Origin of the sequence: Citrobacter sp. CK185, assembly GCF_030333565.1 — a bacterium.
GTDB classification, from domain to species: domain Bacteria; phylum Pseudomonadota; class Gammaproteobacteria; order Enterobacterales; family Enterobacteriaceae; genus Citrobacter_B; species Citrobacter_B koseri.
The window spans coordinates 111,752-128,481 of the sequence record NZ_JAOWFR010000022.1 but is presented as its reverse complement, the minus strand read 5'-3'; the positions used below and the strand labels follow the sequence as shown (position 1 = coordinate 128,481).

Annotated in this window: 14 protein-coding genes; 6 read left to right on the top strand and 8 right to left on the bottom strand. The window is 53.6% G+C overall.

Annotated elements, in window-relative coordinates; translation table 11 throughout:
- The first annotated feature begins 51 nt into the window (after positions 1–51).
- Together OGV79_RS06340 and OGV79_RS06335 are read left to right on the top strand one after the other, a co-directional pair.
- On the top strand, positions 52–1,104 hold the full coding sequence (locus tag OGV79_RS06340) for an ABC transporter substrate-binding protein (protein ID WP_199972195.1): 1,053 nt from the start codon (positions 52–54) through the stop codon (positions 1,102–1,104).
- Complete coding sequence (locus OGV79_RS06335; RefSeq protein WP_286468178.1) at positions 1,104–1,787, top strand: molybdate ABC transporter substrate-binding protein; 684 nt, start codon at positions 1,104–1,106, stop codon at positions 1,785–1,787. Before OGV79_RS06340 ends, OGV79_RS06335 begins: the two co-directional genes overlap by 1 nt.
- Before the next feature lie 97 nt (positions 1,788–1,884).
- Here OGV79_RS06335 and yghU read toward each other — a convergent pair whose 3' ends face one another.
- Entirely contained in the window at positions 1,885–2,754 is an 870-nt protein-coding gene (yghU, locus tag OGV79_RS06330) for a glutathione-dependent disulfide-bond oxidoreductase (protein WP_286468177.1), read from the bottom strand.
- Between the two features lie 221 nt (positions 2,755–2,975).
- Between yghU and OGV79_RS06325 the strand changes: the two genes are divergently transcribed.
- The 3 genes from OGV79_RS06325 to OGV79_RS06315 all read left to right on the top strand — a co-directional run bounded on the left by OGV79_RS06325 (position 2,976) and on the right by OGV79_RS06315 (position 8,523).
- Positions 2,976–5,264, top strand: coding sequence for an FdhF/YdeP family oxidoreductase (locus OGV79_RS06325; RefSeq protein WP_286468176.1), 2,289 nt, complete (start codon positions 2,976–2,978; stop codon positions 5,262–5,264).
- 158 nt (positions 5,265–5,422) lie between these two features.
- Complete coding sequence (gene gss, locus OGV79_RS06320) at positions 5,423–7,285, top strand: bifunctional glutathionylspermidine amidase/synthase (protein ID WP_286468175.1); 1,863 nt, start codon at positions 5,423–5,425, stop codon at positions 7,283–7,285.
- A 182-nt stretch (positions 7,286–7,467) separates the two neighbouring features.
- Positions 7,468–8,523, top strand: coding sequence for an NAD(P)-dependent alcohol dehydrogenase (locus OGV79_RS06315; RefSeq protein WP_012135116.1), 1,056 nt, complete (start codon positions 7,468–7,470; stop codon positions 8,521–8,523).
- Positions 8,524–8,574: 51 nt separating this feature from the next.
- Here OGV79_RS06315 and OGV79_RS06310 read toward each other — a convergent pair whose 3' ends face one another.
- Together OGV79_RS06310 and OGV79_RS06305 are read right to left on the bottom strand one after the other, a co-directional pair.
- A complete protein-coding gene (locus tag OGV79_RS06310; protein WP_225622014.1) occupies positions 8,575–9,552 on the bottom strand; it encodes an AraC family transcriptional regulator in 978 nt (325 codons plus the stop codon).
- 107 nt (positions 9,553–9,659) lie between these two features.
- Complete coding sequence (locus tag OGV79_RS06305) at positions 9,660–10,490, bottom strand: alpha/beta fold hydrolase (protein ID WP_275055533.1); 831 nt, start codon at positions 10,488–10,490, stop codon at positions 9,660–9,662.
- Between the two features lie 188 nt (positions 10,491–10,678).
- Between OGV79_RS06305 and OGV79_RS06300 the strand changes: the two genes are divergently transcribed.
- Positions 10,679–11,104 (top strand): MerR family transcriptional regulator, encoded by a 426-nt coding sequence (locus tag OGV79_RS06300; RefSeq protein ID WP_104868190.1) that lies wholly within the window; start codon positions 10,679–10,681, stop codon positions 11,102–11,104.
- A 54-nt stretch (positions 11,105–11,158) separates the two neighbouring features.
- Here the strand turns inward: OGV79_RS06300 and OGV79_RS06295 are convergent, their stop codons facing one another.
- From OGV79_RS06295 to OGV79_RS06275, 5 genes are all read right to left on the bottom strand, one after another.
- Positions 11,159–12,199 (bottom strand): fimbrial protein, encoded by a 1,041-nt coding sequence (locus OGV79_RS06295; RefSeq protein ID WP_223849107.1) that lies wholly within the window; start codon positions 12,197–12,199, stop codon positions 11,159–11,161.
- Positions 12,190–14,607: a fimbria/pilus outer membrane usher protein gene (locus OGV79_RS06290; protein ID WP_286468174.1), complete on the bottom strand. Its 2,418-nt coding sequence runs from the start codon at positions 14,605–14,607 to the stop codon at positions 12,190–12,192. Before OGV79_RS06290 ends, OGV79_RS06295 begins: the two co-directional genes overlap by 10 nt.
- Positions 14,608–14,702: 95 nt before the next feature.
- Entirely contained in the window at positions 14,703–15,380 is a 678-nt protein-coding gene (locus OGV79_RS06285; RefSeq protein WP_286468173.1) for a fimbrial biogenesis chaperone, read from the bottom strand.
- Between the two features lie 46 nt (positions 15,381–15,426).
- Complete coding sequence (locus tag OGV79_RS06280; RefSeq protein ID WP_012135109.1) at positions 15,427–15,945, bottom strand: fimbrial protein; 519 nt, start codon at positions 15,943–15,945, stop codon at positions 15,427–15,429.
- A gap of 72 nt (positions 15,946–16,017) precedes the next feature.
- Positions 16,018–16,590 carry a helix-turn-helix transcriptional regulator gene (locus OGV79_RS06275; protein ID WP_012135108.1) on the bottom strand — a complete coding sequence of 191 codons (573 nt, stop codon included), beginning with the start codon at positions 16,588–16,590 and terminating at the stop codon, positions 16,018–16,020.
- Positions 16,591–16,730: the final 140 nt, after the last annotated feature.

Genomic DNA, 16,730 nt, shown 5'->3' with positions numbered 1-16,730 from the left:
CCTTGCAATCGTTGTATACTAATATATATATCGATTGTGAGGACATCTCCCATGTTTAAATCCTTACGCCAGCTCTCCCTGCTGGCGTTGCTTTTTTCCCTGCCGTTTATGGCTCAGGCCGAGCGTACGTTTACCGATCAGATTGGTCGCCAGGTTACCGTCCCGGATACGGTGGATCGCGTGGTGGTACTCCAGCATCAAACGCTGAATTTGCTGGTGCAGATGAATGCTACCGACAAAATTGTTGGCGTGATGGCGAACTGGAAACAACAGCTTGGCGACGGTTATGTCCGCCTGGCGCCGGAGCTGACAACGAAAGCCGCGTTGGGTGATTTAACCCACGTTGATGCGGAAAAACTGGTCGCGCTGCATCCGCAGGTGGTGTTTGTCACTAACTATGCGCCGCAGGAAATGATCGACAAAATCAGCAGCCTGGGTATTTCGGTGGTGGCGATTTCTCTGCGCCATGATGCGGCGGGCGAACAGGCTAAAATGAACCCGACAATGACGGATGAAGAGCAGGCTTACGATCAAGGGTTGCGTGAAGGGATCACGCTGATTGGCGATATCGTCAATAAACCTGACGAAGCAAAAGCGCTGATTGCCGCAACGGATGAGGGGCGCAAGATGGTGAGCGATCGCCTGAAAAACATCCCGGAAGATCAACGCGTTCGCGCCTATATGGCGAACCCGGAACTGACCACCTACGGCTCCGGTAAATATACTGGCCTGATGATGGCGCACGCGGGGGCGTTGAACGTGGCGGCATCGACCATTAAAGGCTTTAAGCAGGTCGCAATGGAACAGGTTATCGCCTGGAATCCGCAGGTGATTTTTGTTCAGGATCGCTATCCGAAAGTGGTGGATGAGATCCTGCAAAGCCCGCAGTGGCAGGTGATTGATGCGGTGAAAAATCATCGTGTCTATCTGATGCCGGACTACGCGAAGGCCTGGGGCTATCCGATGCCGGAAGCGATGGGCATTGGCGAGCTGTGGATGGCGAAAAAACTCTATCCGCAGAAATTCCAGGATATTGATATGCGCAAGGTCGCGAATGACTGGTATCAGCGTTTTTATCGCACTGACTATCAGGGCGTTGACTGATGAAAATCCTTGCCGCAGGCAGCCTGCGTGCCGTCTGGCAACCGCTAATGGCCTGTTTTCAGGCAGAGACGATCCGCTGTGATTTTGGCCCGGCGGGATTGCTGCGTGAACGGATTGAAGCCGGTGAGCCGTGCGACTTTTTCGCCTCGGCTAATGTGGCGCATCCGCAGGCGCTGCTGGCGAGCGGGCGGGCGCTGTCGGTTTCGTCCTTTGCGCTGAATCGCCTCTGCCTGACCGTGCGTGCTGACGCTATGCGGGAGGGCGACAACTGGCGGTCGTTGCTGATGCGCGAGGATCTGCGAATTGGCACATCAACGCCGGGCTGCGATCCTTCCGGTGATTACACGCAACAGCTTTTTTCGCGAATGGGAGCCGACGGCGAGGCGATCCGCTCGCGTGCTGTGGCGCTGGTCGGCGGCCGGGATTCTTTGCCGCTTCCCGCCGGAGCGCTGGCGGCGCAATGGTTAATCGACCACGATCACACGGATGTTTTTATTGGTTATGCCAGCTATGCCCCCAGACTGCGGCAAATCAGTACCCTGCGCGTGGTTGATATTCCTGAACCGTATAATCCGATCGCTGAGTACGCGTTTGCCTGTCTGACGGCGCGCGGAAAACCGCTTGCCGAATTTCTGCTTTCCACTCCGGCAGGACTGATTCTCGTGCAACATGGGTTTAATTAAACGCCGACTATCACAAACCCGTGGGCCTGATAAGCGGAGCGCCATCAGGCAATATAACGCCTGATGGCGACATTAAAATCTCATCCGGCATCACGGTTTAGCTCTGACGCTTATCTTCGGTTTGTGTGTCGAAGTCGCTGGCGTCGTGACGCTCATGAAGCTGCTCGTTGAGCGGCACGTTGGTGCGGTTCACAATGCGTCCGCGTTTGACCGCCGGGCGTTCCGCAATCTCTTTCGCCCAGCGCTGTACGTGCTTATAGCTTCCCGCATCCAGAAATTCTGCGGCGTCATACACGTTACCGAGCACGACATTGCCAAACCACGGCCAGATAGCCATATCGGCAATGGTGTACTCATCGCCCGCCACATACGGATGACGCGCCAGCTGCTTATCCAGCACGTCCAGCAGACGCTTGGCTTCCATCGTAAAACGGTTGATCGCGTACTCTATTTTCACCGGCGCGTAGTTGTAGAAGTGACCAAAGCCGCCGCCGAGGAACGGCGCCGCCCCCTGGAGCCAGAACAACCAGTTCAGGGTTTCGGTACGTTTAGCGAGATCCTGCGGCAGGAAATAACCAAATTTTTCCGCCAGGTAGAGCAGAATTGCGCCGGACTCAAAGACACGCAGCGGCGGGTTCTGCGAGTGGTCGCGCAGCGCCGGGATTTTTGAGTTTGGGTTCACATCGACAAAACCGCTGGAGAACTGATCGCCGTCGCCAATGCGAATCAGCCAGGCGTCATACTCTGCGCCCGTCACGCCCTGCGCCAGCAACTCCTCCAGCATGATGGTCACTTTCTGGCCGTTTGGCGTTCCCAGGGAGTAGAGCTGTAGCGGATGCTTGCCGACGGGCAACGTCTTGTCGTGAGTCGGGCCAGAAACGGGACGGTTGATATTGGCGAATGCGCCGCCGCCTGCGGATTTATCCCACGTCCATACTTTTGCGGGTTGATAAGTATTCTCTGACATGTTGACCTGCCTTCTGGGTTGGTGTGTTGAAGCAGTGTAGCAGTCGGAGGCCATGCGGTTTAACAGATTGGGACATTAAGCGCCGGTTTTTTCGCTGGAAGGGGAACACAATATAACTCGTTAATTGTAGCCCGCCTGTACTCCATCAAGAGGAAATCAATATCAAGCGGAAATTGTTACCGTACTCGCCATTAAAAATTGGCAGTGAATAAGCAGTAACAATGAAAAATGGTGTTCCAGGAGTAAGCGGTTATCAGGGCCCGGCGGGCGGCTGGGGAGCCGTGAAGGCGGTCTCTGCGTCGGTGTTTTCCCAAAAGGCCGTCACGCGCGATATTATCGCGATGTTCAAAATGAATCAGGTCAAAGGCTTTGACTGCCCTGGCTGCGCATGGCCTGACCCTGGCCATCGGGCGCCGATGGAACTTTGTGAGAATGGCGTCAAAGCGGTCTCCTGGGAAACCACCAGCAAGAAAGCCTCACCGGCGTTTTTCCGTCGTCATCCGGTGTCCACCTTATGGCAGTACAGTGATTACGAGCTGGAAAATATTGGCCGCCTGACGCACCCGATGAAATATGATGCCGTAACCGATACCTGGCAAGCCGTGGAATGGGACATCGCGTTTCAGGAAATCGGCGAACGCCTGCGCAGCTACGATTCCCCGGAACAGGTAGAGTTTTATACCTCCGGCAGAACCTCGAATGAAGCGGCGTTCCTGTATCAGCTGTTTGCCCGCGAATACGGCAGCAACAACTTCCCGGACTGTTCCAATATGTGCCACGGCCCGACCAGCGCAGGGCTGACGCGCGCTATTGGTCTGGGGAAAGGCACCGTTGAACTGGCGGATTTTGACCACTGCGATCTGGTGATTTGCATCGGGCATAATCCGGGAACCAACCATCCTCGTATGCTGACCACGCTGCGCGATGTGGCAAAGCGCGGCGCCAAAATTATCGCTATCAATCCGCTGGCGGAGCGAGGACTTGAACGCTTTAGCTTCCCGCAAAGCCCTAAAGAGATGCTCACCGGCCAGGCGACCGAACTCAGCAGCAGCTACTACCAGGTGAAAATGGGCGGCGATGCGTCGTTGCTCAAAGGCATGATGAAGGCGCTGATTGAAATGGATGAGGCGCGGGTGCTGCTAAACCAGCAGCCTTGCCTCGATCATGAGTTTATTGCTGCGCATACCGCCGGTTATCAGGCGCTGTATGATGACCTGCGCCAGTGCCACTGGGCGGAACTGGAAGCGGATTCAGGTCTGACGCGCAGCCAGATGGAAGATTTAGCGCACAGCTACAATAAATCGCGCGCCACCATCATTTGCTACGGCCTGGGGATCACCCAGCATAAAAACGGCACCGGGAATGTGCAGCAACTGGTTAACCTGCTGTTGCTGAAAGGCAATATCGGAAAGCCGGGCGCGGGTATCTGCCCGTTGCGTGGGCATTCCAATGTGCAGGGCGACCGTTCGGTAGGGATTAACGAAGCAGCGTCGGACGCCTTCCTGCAACGCCTTGAAGCGCGTTTTGCCATTACCGTTCCTCGTCAACACGGCCGCGCCAGCGTGGAGAGCATTCGGGCGATAGAGCGGGGCGAGGCTAAGGCGTTAATCTGCATGGGCGGCAATCTGGCCGTGGCGATGCCGCAGCCGCAGCGGACGTTTGCGGCGATGCAAAAGCTGGATATGCAGGTGCATGTGGCAACCAAACTGAACCGCTCGCACCTGCTGCTGGCGAAGCATAACTATCTGCTGCCCGCGTTGGGCAGAACGGAGCGCGACCTTCAGGCGACGGGGATTCAGTCCGTCACCGTCGAGGATTCGATGTCGATGGTGCACGCCTCCTGCGGCTCTCTGAAACCGGCTTCGCCGTGGCTGAAATCGGAACCTGCGATTGTGGCGGGAATGGCACGCGCCACGCTTACGCGTTCGCCGGTGAACTGGGAAGAGATGGTGGGAAACTATGCTCTGATCCGCGACGCTATTGAAGCCGTTATTCCGGCGTTTCATGACTACAATGCCCGCATTGCCGCGCCGGGCGGATTTCGCATGGACACGCCTGCCTCGCGCCGTGAGTGGCATACCGGGAATGGCAAAGCCAACTTTGTCGTTAGCCAGCAGCGCGCCGTTGAGCGTCAGCAGCAACCCGCAGATGCGCTGCTGCTGGCAACGCTGCGCAGCCACGATCAGTACAACACCACCATTTATGGCCTGAATGACCGTTATCGCGGCATTACCGGCCGCCGTGACGTCGTGTTTTTAAATGCGGCGGAAGCCAGAGCGCGCGGTCTGGCGCAGGGCGATGTGGTGACCATTCAGGCGCTGGACGATCATGGCCGCCCTTGTGAGGATCGCGCGATGTGCGGGCTGACGGTCGTGATCTACAACATGGCGGCAGGATCGATTGGCGCCTATCTGCCGGAAGCGAATGTGCTGTTGTCTCTGGATGCGGTCGATAGCGAAAGCCTGACGCCAGCCTATAAGAGCGTGCCGGTGGTTATCAATAAAACATAACATCGTTCCCGCTATGAATTTTTTGTCTCTGTGCGCCGTCTGGCCGGGTAGAGGTGTATGATGAATCGACCTCTGTCCGGTTAGTGTTATTGAGCAGGCAAGCAGAGCGAAAAATTCACGCCATACTGCTCAGGCTGTATTGTTTTGAGGTAAGGTGCATGAGCAAAGGAACGACCCGTCAGGATGCCCCATTCGGGACATTATTGGGCTACGCCCCCGGTGGCGTAGCAATCTACTCTTCAGATTACAGCTCCCTCGACCCACGGGAATACAGCAATGATGCCGCGTTTCGCAGCTATATCGGCAATGAGTATATGGGCCATAAATGGCAGTGCGTTGAGTTCGCCCGCCGCTTTCTCTTTCTCAATTATGGGGTTGTGTTCACGGATGTCGGCATGGCGTGGGAGATCTTCTCGCTGCGTTTCCTGCGCGAAGTGGTGAACGACAACATCCTGCCGTTACAGGCGTTCCCCAATGGTTCGCCCCGCGCGCCGGTCGCTGGCGCGCTGCTTATCTGGCAAAACGGCGGCGAGTTTAAAGATACCGGCCATGTGGCGATCATTACCCAGTTGCTGGACAACAAGATCCGTATCGCCGAACAGAATGTGATCCACACGCCGCTGCCCCCAGGGCAACAGTGGACCCGCGAGCTGGATATGGTGGTGGAAAATGGCTGCTATACCCTGCGCGATACCTTTGACGACACCACGATCCTCGGCTGGATGATTCAGACCGAGGACACGCAGTACAGCCTGCCTCAACCAGACATCGCCAACGATTCACTGAAGATTCGCGGCGCGCGGCTGGAAGAGAAAGGGCAGTTTGACGGCAAATGGCTGGATGAGCGGGACCCGCTGCAAAAAGCCTATGTGCTGGCGAACGGACATGTGATTAATCAGGACCCGCATCAGTATTTCACCATTACGGAAAGCGCCGAGCAGGAGCTGATTAAAGCCACCAACGAGCTGCATCTGATGTACCTGCATGCCACCGACAAGGTGCTGAAAGACGATAACCTGCTGGCGCTGTTCGACATTCCGAAAATCCTCTGGCCGCGTTTGCGCCTCTCCTGGCAGCGTCGTCGCCACCATATGATCACCGGTCGTATGGATTTCTGTATGGATGAACGCGGCCTGAAGGTGTACGAGTACAACGCCGATTCCGCATCATGCCATACCGAAGCGGGGCTGATCCTCGAACGCTGGGCCGAAAAGGGCTACACCGGGAAGGGGCATAATCCGGCGGAAGGGTTGATCAACGAACTGGCGGGCGCATGGAAACACAGCCTCGCGCGTCCCTTCGTCCACATCATGCAGGATAAGGACATTGAGGAGAACTATCACGCCCAGTTTATGCAGCAGGCGCTGCGCCAGGCCGGGTTTGAAAGCAAAATTCTCCGGGGACTGGATGCGCTGCGTTGGGACGATGCCGGTCAGTTGATTGACGGCGATGGCCGCCTGGTGAACTGCGTCTGGAAAACCTGGGCGTGGGAAACCGCAATTGAACAGGTGCGTGAAGTCAGCGAGACGGAATACGCCGCCGTGCCGATTCGTACCGGCCATCCTGAAAATGAAGTGCGGTTGATTGATGTGCTATTGCGACCGGAAGTGCTGGTGTTTGAACCGCTGTGGACGGTGATCCCCGGCAATAAGGCTATTTTGCCTATCCTGTGGTCGCTCTTCCCGCATCACCGCTATTTGCTGGATACCGATTTCACGGTTAATGACGAACTGGCGCGCACCGGTTATGCGGTGAAACCGATCGCCGGGCGCTGCGGCAGCAATATCGATCTGGTGAGCCATCAGGAAGAGTTACTCGATAAAACCAGTGGGAAATTTGCCGCGCAGAAAAACATTTACCAGCAGTTGTGGTGCCTGCCAAACGTGGCCGGGAAGTATATTCAGGTCTGCACTTTCACCGTTGGCGGCAACTATGGCGGTACGTGTCTGCGTGGCGATGATTCGCTGGTTATCAAAAAAGAGAGCGATATCGAGCCGTTAATTGTGGAGAAAGGGGAATAGCCTCTTCTGAAAAAGAGCCCGGGGCGTGATGCGCCAGCGTCCGCCCTGGCCATTCAATGCCAGGGGATGCGTGACAGACGTTCTGTCGGGAGTATCAGGCAATCATCCGGCAGGATTAGGCTCACTCTGCCATTCATCAAGCCGCTACAGTTTCAGGTGGAAAACAAACAACTGGAGCTGCTATGAAAACCATCGGTTATGCTGCATTAAACGCGACTACGCCACTGGCCCCTTTTACGTTTGAACGACGCGCATTGCGTGCCAATGATGTGGCGATCGAGATCCTGTGGTCAGGCGTCTGTCACAGCGATCTGCATCAAACCCGTGACGACTGGAAAGAGTGGGGCGCGACGATTTACCCCTGTATTCCCGGACACGAAATTATTGGCCGGGTGATTGATGTCGGCAGTAAAGTGACGCGTTATCAGGTCGGGCAACAGGTGGCGGTCGGAACCCTTGTCGATAGCTGTCAGGAGTGCGATCAGTGCCGCAGGCACGAAGAGCAAATGTGCCGTGAGTTTCCGACGGTGACCTATAACGGGCGTGACCGCATCTCAGGAGACGTCACTTACGGCGGTTACTCAAAACATATCGTGGTTCGCGAGGAGTTTGTCCTGAATCTGCCGGAAGGCCTTGATCCGGCCAGAGCGGCGCCGTTGCTTTGCGCGGGCATCACCGTTTACTCGCCGCTGCGGACCTGGAACGTTGGCCCCGGATCGCGCGTTGGGGTGATTGGCATCGGTGGCCTGGGGCACCTTGCGGTTCGTCTGGCGGCCGCTTTGGGCGCAGAGGTGACGGTTATCACCCGCAGTGAGTCAAAAGCGAAAGAGGCGCATGAGCTGGGCGCCGAACACGTTCTGCTCTCGACCTCCGCAGAGGCGATGAATAACGCGGCGTCCTCTTTTGATGTGATTATTGACACCATCCCGACGCGCCATGATGTTTCGCCCTACGTTCAGCTACTTGATGTGGAAGGGGCGCTGGTTATTGTCGGTAATCTGGGGAATATGGAAGGGTTCAGCACCTTGCCGCTGATTCTGGGGCGTCGTCGCATCACGGGTTCACCGTCTGGCGGGATTGCACAAACGCAGGAGATGCTGGATTTCTGCGCCCGTAAAGGTGTGTACCCGGAGTGTGAGATCATCGATATCCAGCAGATTAACCAGGCTTTTGAGCGTATGGAGCGGGGTGATGTGAAATACCGCTTTGTGATTGATATGGCTTCACTGTCGAACTGACAGTAGGCAACGCATATCGGATCGGCTGTTTTGCGGTCCGATATGCGTGTATCAGCGCGGTATCCCGGTCAACGTTCCCGCTTCCCGGACGCGTTCTGCGCCTTTCAGCGACTGCACTTTATCGCCGATTGGCGTGATGCCGAACAGGCGTTTGTACTCCCTGTGAAACTGACTGACGCTTTCATAACCCACTCTGATGGCCGCTGTCGAGGCATCCACATTATCTGACAACAACAGGCGTCTGGCTTCATGGAGCCGTAATTGCTTCTGATACTGCAACGGGCTCATGTTGGTCATGCGACGAAAGTGGTGATGCAGCGTCGAAACGCCCATTCCTGCAATCCCGGCCAGATCCTCCATTTTTAACGGTTGGGAATAGTGCGTGCGTAACCAGTTGATTGCGGAAGATATCCTCTGGCTGCTCGATCCCGTTAGTACGGTTTCCCGCAGCGTCATACCTGCCGGGCTGGTTAAAATGCGATACAGAATTTCTCGCTGAATCAGGTTGCCGATATACCCCTTATCCTGCGGGCGTTCTGCGAGCGTGATGTAGCGCAGTATGGCGTCAAATAAAAAGCGGTCGGCATGGCTGAGCGAGAGTCCTTCGCCTGCGAATCCCACGTCATTGCCGTGCTGTTCCATATCAACCAATACTTCACGCGCAACAGATAAATCCAGTTCCAGCAACAGCGATATAAAAGGACGCTCGGCGCTGGCCTGCATCACTTCGGCGACGGTTGGCAGATTGACCGCCGTCAGAAGAAAACGGGATTCGTTGTACACATAGGCCGTATCGCCTAACGTGACGCGCTTTTCTCCCTGGAGGATCAGCGACACGCTGGGCTGGTAAATATAAGAAAGCGGCGGCATTGGGCCGTGGAGTTCAGCAACGCTCAGACCGGGGAACGGGCAGACGACCCGCTCCTGATGTTCGGTATATGTTCTGACTTTTGCGGTAATTTCGTGGCGCAGCGATGCGGTGTCCTGCCGCAGGCGATCATCCTGTGAGTTCGGGCGGTGATCCAGCATGGTCAGACTCCTCAACATAGGTTCGTATGTTTTAAACTGGAATGCAGCCGCCCGCGACTCCTTTTTTTGCTAATTGCCTTGCCAGCTCATCCGTCGTGGTTGGTATATCAGCTATTCACAAAGGCCAGCAGGTCGGCGTTGACCCGATCTGCATGCGTGGTGGGGATGCCGTGCGGGGCTCCCTTGTACGTATTCAGCGTACCGTTTTTGAGCAGCCCGGCTGAAAGTACGCCGGAATCATGGTAGGGAACGACCTGATCGTCATCGCCGTGGATAACCAGAACCGGGATAGTGATGCGCTTGAGATCTTCCGTGAAATCCGTCTGCGAGAACGCGACGATACCGTCGTAGTGCGCTTTGGCTCCCCCCATCATTCCCTGACGCCACCAGTTCCAGATGACCGCCTCAGACGGACTGGAACCCGGACGGTTGTAGCCATAGAAAGGACCCGCAGGGATATCGTAATAGAACTGCGCCCGACTGGCGGCCAGCTGTGCCTGGAAGTCGTCAAACACCGACAGGGGCGTACCCTGCGGATTGCTGTCGGTTTTTACCATCAATGGCGGAACTGCGCTGATCAGCACGGCTCTGGAGACGTTATCCTCGCCGTGACGCACGATATAGCGCACGACCTCGCCACCGCCGGTTGAATGCCCGACGTGCATTGCGCCCTGGACGCCTAAATGCTTAACGACTGCGGCAACGTCATCGGCATAATGATCCATGTCATGACCGTCCCACACCTGGCTGGAACGTCCATGACCACGCCTGTCGTGCGCGACGACCCTGAACCCCTTGTCCACGAAAAACAGCATTTGAGCATCCCAGTCGTCGCTGGAGAGCGGCCAGCCGTGGTGGAAGAAGATCACTTTTCCCTCTTTCGGTCCCCAGTCTTTATAGAAAATGTCAACGCCATCGCTGGTTGTTACGTAACCCATATCGTTTCTCCGGTTCAGTAAGTTGTTAAAGGGAGAGACTTGTCTTGCGCGTAGCGCCAGGACGTCGGCTCCCGGAAAAAGGAGAAACGTCAGGGCCTGCGCGCTCGTCCGGCAACGATCTTCTGTTGACCGTTTAGAGAGTATAAGTTTAAAGTTAACTTTAAGGTCAAGGGAGGTCTGTAAACGGTATGAAGATTGGTGAACTGGCAAAAGTAACGGGGCTTACGCCCTCCCGTATTCGGTTTTACGAAGCAGAAGGGCTGATCAGTCCTCCTCAGCGTCAGAGCAACGGGTATCGTAATTATTCGGCGGAGGTGGCGAATCTGCTGAAGATTATTGATAACGCTCAGCGTGCCGGTTTTTCACTTGGGCAGATCCGCTGCTTTTTACCGCAGGAGCAGAAAAAGTGGGATCACGAGGGGTTGATACAATCCCTGGAGAGGCGTATCGCGGAGATCGAACTCATGCAGAAGCAGCTTGAAGAGAGCAAGAGCGAGTTGCTGAGTCTGATCGCCAGTATTGCAAACCGGCCTGACGGGATTTCCTGTGAGGACAACATGCAGCGGCTGATAGGGCAACTGCGTAATCCGGCGACCGCCACGGAAAACCGGTAAAATAAATGGCGAGGGGACGTGGTTCAGCTTCGGTCTTGCCGCCCCCTCACTGTCTTATTGGTATGTCATGGTAAATGACAAAACGCCATTCGCTGCACCGGTCGTGATGGTGTCTCCGGTCTGGTAATAACGCGCTTTCAGCGGCACCGTGAATCCGCCGCCGGAGGATGAGGTGCCAACAGCGACATCTGAACCCAGCGCCATCGGCTGATTGTTATAAAGTAATTGGATTCCCACGCCCGTGGCGGCATTATTTCCGCCAATGGTTTTCAGCACGCCTTTGCTCGCATCAAAAATATCGCCTTCCATCTTAACGCTGACCTTTGTTCCGGCATTACAAACCATCGGCAGATCGAAAGACTGCGTGTGTGCGTCTCCCGGCGTGGTGCCTTTGCCATTAAAGGCTTGTTTATCCACGTCCTGCATATTTACGGGGATAAACGTCGTTTGTAGATTACAGGCTGGCGTGGTAACCGTGAACGCATTGATATTGACGGAAGATTCGGGTGAATGCCACAGCAGCGCGTTATTTAACATAACCAGCGATCCCACGGTTCTTGCCGTTATGGTTCCAGACCCGGTTTCGGCTGCCGTCTTATAAAACGTCACGATAACCACGCCATCCAAATTGCTGTTCACCATCCCCGCCATATTTTCACAGAGCTTAGCGGTATTTATGTCTCCCCGTATGGTATTGCTTCCCGTAACGGTCACGATGCCTGCGGCACATTTTGTCGTTGCGGCGGACAGGGAATACCCCACGCCGCTAATGTTCGTTTTGTATATCTGACGCCCGTTGAGTGACGAATCGAATGTGCCAATGGCTCTGATACCAAAAATCTGCCTGGATATAACGCCCTCAGCGGAGTCCCAACAGTTAAAGGCATTAATTGTCGGTGTAATAACCTGTGTTCCTATTATTGAGCCCACAGGGAGATCCCGCGAGATAGTTACATTCTGCGGTGAGATCGTTGTTGTTGACGTAACCGTAGTGCAGTTCCACGCCAGGGCGGTGTGTGAAAATAATCCCAGCGAGGTAAAAATTAAGCTGATTAAAATTCGATACATTTTTCTTTCTCTCCAGATCAGTGGCATTGCGCGATGACTGTTTGCGGTTTGTCAGCGATCTGCGTTATCTGATACGTTGCCTGACAACTTCCCTCGGCCCAGTTAACGATCACGCTTCCTTTTTCCGGTACGCCGTTGAGCCAGACGCGTTTGCGATCGTCAACCATTCCTTCTGGAATGTTGTCGTGATTTTTAATACGGGTCGTCGCGCCAAACGGAATCTCTTTCCCGGTGAACTGAAGCATGACCTTATAACCGGTGACGGTAGGGTAATCAGCCAGCGCCAGCGCGCCTTTGGTCGGTACAACGGTGTAGGTGTCATTCAGCACATCGGTATGCGGGTTCAGCGACGCGGTATCCAATGACAGACTGTTCTGCCGATACGGCGTGACATACGGCACCACGGCAAAACCTCTGCTGTCGGTGTAAATCCCGCTGTTATTCGCCACTTTTACATCCGCCGCGTTGTCCGCTTTCACCAGTGCCATAGTTTCGCCAAGAGGCTGCGTGGCCGAGACGCCGTAAGGGTGAACCACAATGCCGCCCATCGCCCCAACCGACATCTGGCGGTTATCGCGAGAGTAGTTGTAACCAAGCTGATACTCGCCATGACGGCCTTTGTAATTGACGGAAGCGCTTCCCATCGCATCCGAGCCTTTGCTGTTGTAGCCCTGCTGCACGTTCCAGCTCAGGTTTTTATCTTCCAGCGCTGAACCGGATAACCCCACCTGCGAAGTCGTATCGCCTTTTTTGTTGCTGTTCCCGGATACCGTCATCCAGCTGTCTGGCAGGAAACGTGAGAGCGGAATCTGCATCGTCAGAGAGACGATATGATCGTTTTCATTGTGCCAGGGGCCGCGTGAATAGCTGTAGTTCAGGCCGTAGTTGATATTGTTTATGCTGGTGTTGTAACCCACGTTAACGCTGCGCTCGGTGTCGCCGCCCCAGTAATCCTGTTGCCAGGCGGAGAGGTTTATATTTCCCCAGTCGCCAAGTCGCTGGTTCAGCGTCACCTGCGCCTTGCTGCGTTTGTTCCGTTCATAGCGCCAGCTGTTGCCTTCACGTATTGTGTCGCTCCCCATTCGAAAGGTATTCACGTCCCCGTTCGCTTCCTGGAAATCACGAAAACCTGATGAGGAATAGCGATAGCCCATCAAACTGAATGAGGTGCCTGTCGAAGCAAAGTCTTTGGCGTATTGCGCGCGTAACGACACGCCTTCTTCTGTCTTGCCGGGCAGTTGCGTACGGGCGAAAGTGGCGTCAAAAGAGAGCGAGCCGAATTCACCGAACCCTTTTCCGATCCCCAGTGCTCCGGCCCAGTAATCTGCGGATACCAGCGTGCCGCCATATATCGTGCTATCCCAGGGTAAACCGTAGCTCAGCGTGCCCTGTAGAAATTCCGGCTCTTTATCTTTGCTGTTTGCCGCGCGATATTTCCCTGCTGCCAGCGCATATTTGAACTGACCTTCGCGTTGCATCACCGGCACCGCGGAAAATGGCTGAATAAACTGATGCACCGATCCATCCGCCTCACGTACCGCCACTTCCAGATCGCCGCTGGCGGTGGTCGGGTACAGGTCGTCAATCGCGAACGGGCCTGGCGGCACATAAGATTGCCAGATAACGTTGCCACCCTGACGAATGGTGACCTGCGCGTTGGTTTGTGCAATACCGCGTACCACGGGAGCAAAACCACGGACGCTTTCCGGCATCATGCTGTCATCTGAATAAAGCTGCGCGCCGCGAAAATTCACGCTGTCGAACACACCGGCCTGCGTATAGCCATCGCCTATGCTGAACTGACTTTTCAGAGCCTTAATGTCACGCTCCAGCGATGTGCCAAGGGTGTTCCAGTGACCAGCGCCATCGTTGTTGTTATAAGTGGCGTAATGACGCAATCGCCAGGGCCCAACGTTAATACCGCTACGCAGGTTCAAATAGCTGTCGTTACTCGACTTGTCGCTGCCATGCGTGTTAGCGCCTGAGAAGTTGTAGTTCAGGAACAGCATATTCAGTCCGTCATCCCACCGCTCAGGCGATACCGACCCCCGGGGATCGCGCTGTAGATACTCCTGCGGTACAGAGAGATCCAGGCGCATCCCGTCAAACTGGAAAATAAGCTGGCTGCCGGGAAGCAGTTTGCTGAGGTGTTCAACGTTCGCGGTATCTGCCATGTGCATCCATTCAGGTTGTGCATTGCGCTTAACGCCCCATTGCACCAGATCTGCACGAGTCAACACCGGTATTAACCCACTCTTACTGTCAATAAATGAAATATCCTGTGATGCCAGATAATTTCCATTTACATAGACATCAACGTGATAGACGCCAGGCACCTGCCCGTCAGCTTCATTAAAACGAGAAATATCAATATCACGCGGGATATTTCCACGGGTTTCAATAAAATCTGGAGAGAAATAATCGCCAGCCAGCACAGCAGGAGTATGCGTACACAGATAAATAAGTGTGGATAACCGAGTTAATTTAGCAAAACCCGAAACTGCATTGACATGAAACATGGCTTTGTAACCTACATTTTAAATTTATGTTCAGCCGTAATGCCTCCGAAGTCATTAATCGCACGCCACGATACTTCACCACCCGTTATCGCCGACTGAGGTAGCGATACCGTTTGAAATGGTAAAACCATTGGAGGTTTTGCTAGTTGTTTCCCATTCACCTTGATGTCGTATAGCGACACGCTATACGGCGAGGGGTTATGCACACTTAACTTTCCACCCACGCTTGAAAACGTTAGCTGCTGATATGCAAGCGAAGGGTCGCCTTTTAATCCTGCCGGACGATAAAACAGCTTCATTTTACTTTTGACCGCAATCAATAATTCATTTTTAGCATCCGGTGATGACGAAGGGATTGCTTTAATATTCAACCAGTAAACACTTTCTCTGTCCGTAGGGAGCGTGTCGCCTGATAACATAACGCGTACTGAATTCTGCGCCTGCGAATTTAATTTGAACAAAGGCGGTGTGGTGATGAATGCATTGTCACTGTCGTCGCCATTTTCACTTTTGCTTACCCATGACTGAATTAAATACGGCTTGTTATCTGGATTGTTAACGCTGATTGCCGCCTGATTGCCACTGCCGTTATAAATAAGCCGGGTGCCGCCTATTTCCACACCGCTTATTGCCGTTGCGGAGATAAACAAAAGACCAACGGCAATCTTTTTATAGATTTTCTGAAACATGAAGAGATCCTGAGTGAATTACTCAGGGCCGCGAAGGGCCCTGCTTTTACTGGTAAATAACGGTAAACGCGGTTGAAGAGTTTGCCGTACCCGCGCCAACAGCGCCGGTTGCCATATATTTGGCAAAGTAAGTCAGTGTGTTATCAACATCTTCTTCCAGCGCTACGCTGGAGGATGCGGAACCCACGGGGATCAGCGTTGAGTTGTCCTGCTCATAAATCGCGACACCAACATTCGACGCTGTCTGCCCATTGCTCAGCGCTAAAATAGAAGGGTTAATCGTGTCGGTGATGCCATCAAAACGAATACTGGCGTTGGAAATGCTGGCCGGGCAGGATTTCAGCACAATATTAAAACGCTTCGCTGCCGCCGTTGCTCCGCTACCGCCTGAGAATGCGGTTGTCGCGACAGTCCCCAGGTTGACAGGCTGCGCAATCGCGGAGGTATCCACCACACAGGCCGTACCGGTGATGCTGCCAGTAAAACTAATTACGCCGTCAGCAGCATTTGCCGCCTGAAATACAGAGAGCGATAAAATCGCGGAAATCAGTGCAATCTTTTTCATATAAGATCCAGTTAGTTAAGTTAATATTTAAGAAATAATATACTGATGCTTTAAATGTTAATTAATAATGTGCTAATTCCCTCCAGTGAAATACTTATCTGACGAATGACATTGTCTGATTAACGAAATACTGTGTTCGCAGGTGTCCTGCTTATAACTTTCTACTCGTGCGATAGTTCGGTACAAAGATATACGATTGCCGACCTGAAGTTTAAAAACCAAACTGCGCCGGTGGGCATAAAATGTCTTAACCGTCATACCTAATTGTTTACCAATCTCATTCGCATCAAGCCCTTTTTGCATACATGAGAGCACTTCGCTTTCTCGCATTGAAAGCGTGTACTTCACCCGATAAATATATCGGGAATCATTGACAAACAGGCAGGACAGAATTTCATTAAGTCGGCTTCGCTTATCAACAAACGTAATACTCCGTAGATGTTTTAATGCATAGTAGTCAAGATCATTGCTTATAAACGCAATAATCTTCCTGTCTGCAAAAAAATGCTCTTTAACCTGCAGGAGGTTTGTTGTCTCAACATCTACTATGTAGTAATTTTCATCAATCAACTCCGATGTTAACAGCGTACTGATACCGACGATAAAAAAATAATCATCAGAAAAAACGGAGTTTGACAAATCCATAAAACTTCCCTTTTTGGCATGCCCTCTTTGGTTATTTAACGCCAGAAATTCACCTCATGTTTCTTTGTGAAATTTACAGAAAATAAAATCAGATGACACCACAAAAATAATGGATTTCGAATATAATCATAAAAACGATC

Excerpts from the sequence above, each read along its gene's own strand:
- OGV79_RS06285 (WP_286468173.1), bottom strand. The coding sequence starts at position 15,380 with ATGTTTCAGAAAATCTATAAAAAGATTGCCGTTGGTCTTTTGTTTATC.
- gss (WP_286468175.1), top strand. The coding sequence starts at position 5,423 with ATGAGCAAAGGAACGACCCGTCAGGATGCCCCATTCGGGACATTATTG.
- OGV79_RS06280 (WP_012135109.1), bottom strand. The coding sequence starts at position 15,945 with ATGAAAAAGATTGCACTGATTTCCGCGATTTTATCGCTCTCTGTATTT.
- yghU (WP_286468177.1), bottom strand. The coding sequence starts at position 2,754 with ATGTCAGAGAATACTTATCAACCCGCAAAAGTATGGACGTGGGATAAA.
- OGV79_RS06295 (WP_223849107.1), bottom strand. The coding sequence starts at position 12,199 with ATGCCACTGATCTGGAGAGAAAGAAAAATGTATCGAATTTTAATCAGC.
- OGV79_RS06300 (WP_104868190.1), top strand. The coding sequence starts at position 10,679 with ATGAAGATTGGTGAACTGGCAAAAGTAACGGGGCTTACGCCCTCCCGT.
- OGV79_RS06275 (WP_012135108.1), bottom strand. The coding sequence starts at position 16,590 with ATGGATTTGTCAAACTCCGTTTTTTCTGATGATTATTTTTTTATCGTC.
- OGV79_RS06315 (WP_012135116.1), top strand. The coding sequence starts at position 7,468 with ATGAAAACCATCGGTTATGCTGCATTAAACGCGACTACGCCACTGGCC.
- OGV79_RS06310 (WP_225622014.1), bottom strand. The coding sequence starts at position 9,552 with ATGCTGGATCACCGCCCGAACTCACAGGATGATCGCCTGCGGCAGGAC.
- OGV79_RS06340 (WP_199972195.1), top strand. The coding sequence starts at position 52 with ATGTTTAAATCCTTACGCCAGCTCTCCCTGCTGGCGTTGCTTTTTTCC.
- OGV79_RS06305 (WP_275055533.1), bottom strand. The coding sequence starts at position 10,490 with ATGGGTTACGTAACAACCAGCGATGGCGTTGACATTTTCTATAAAGAC.
- OGV79_RS06335 (WP_286468178.1), top strand. The coding sequence starts at position 1,104 with ATGAAAATCCTTGCCGCAGGCAGCCTGCGTGCCGTCTGGCAACCGCTA.
- OGV79_RS06325 (WP_286468176.1), top strand. The coding sequence starts at position 2,976 with ATGAAAAATGGTGTTCCAGGAGTAAGCGGTTATCAGGGCCCGGCGGGC.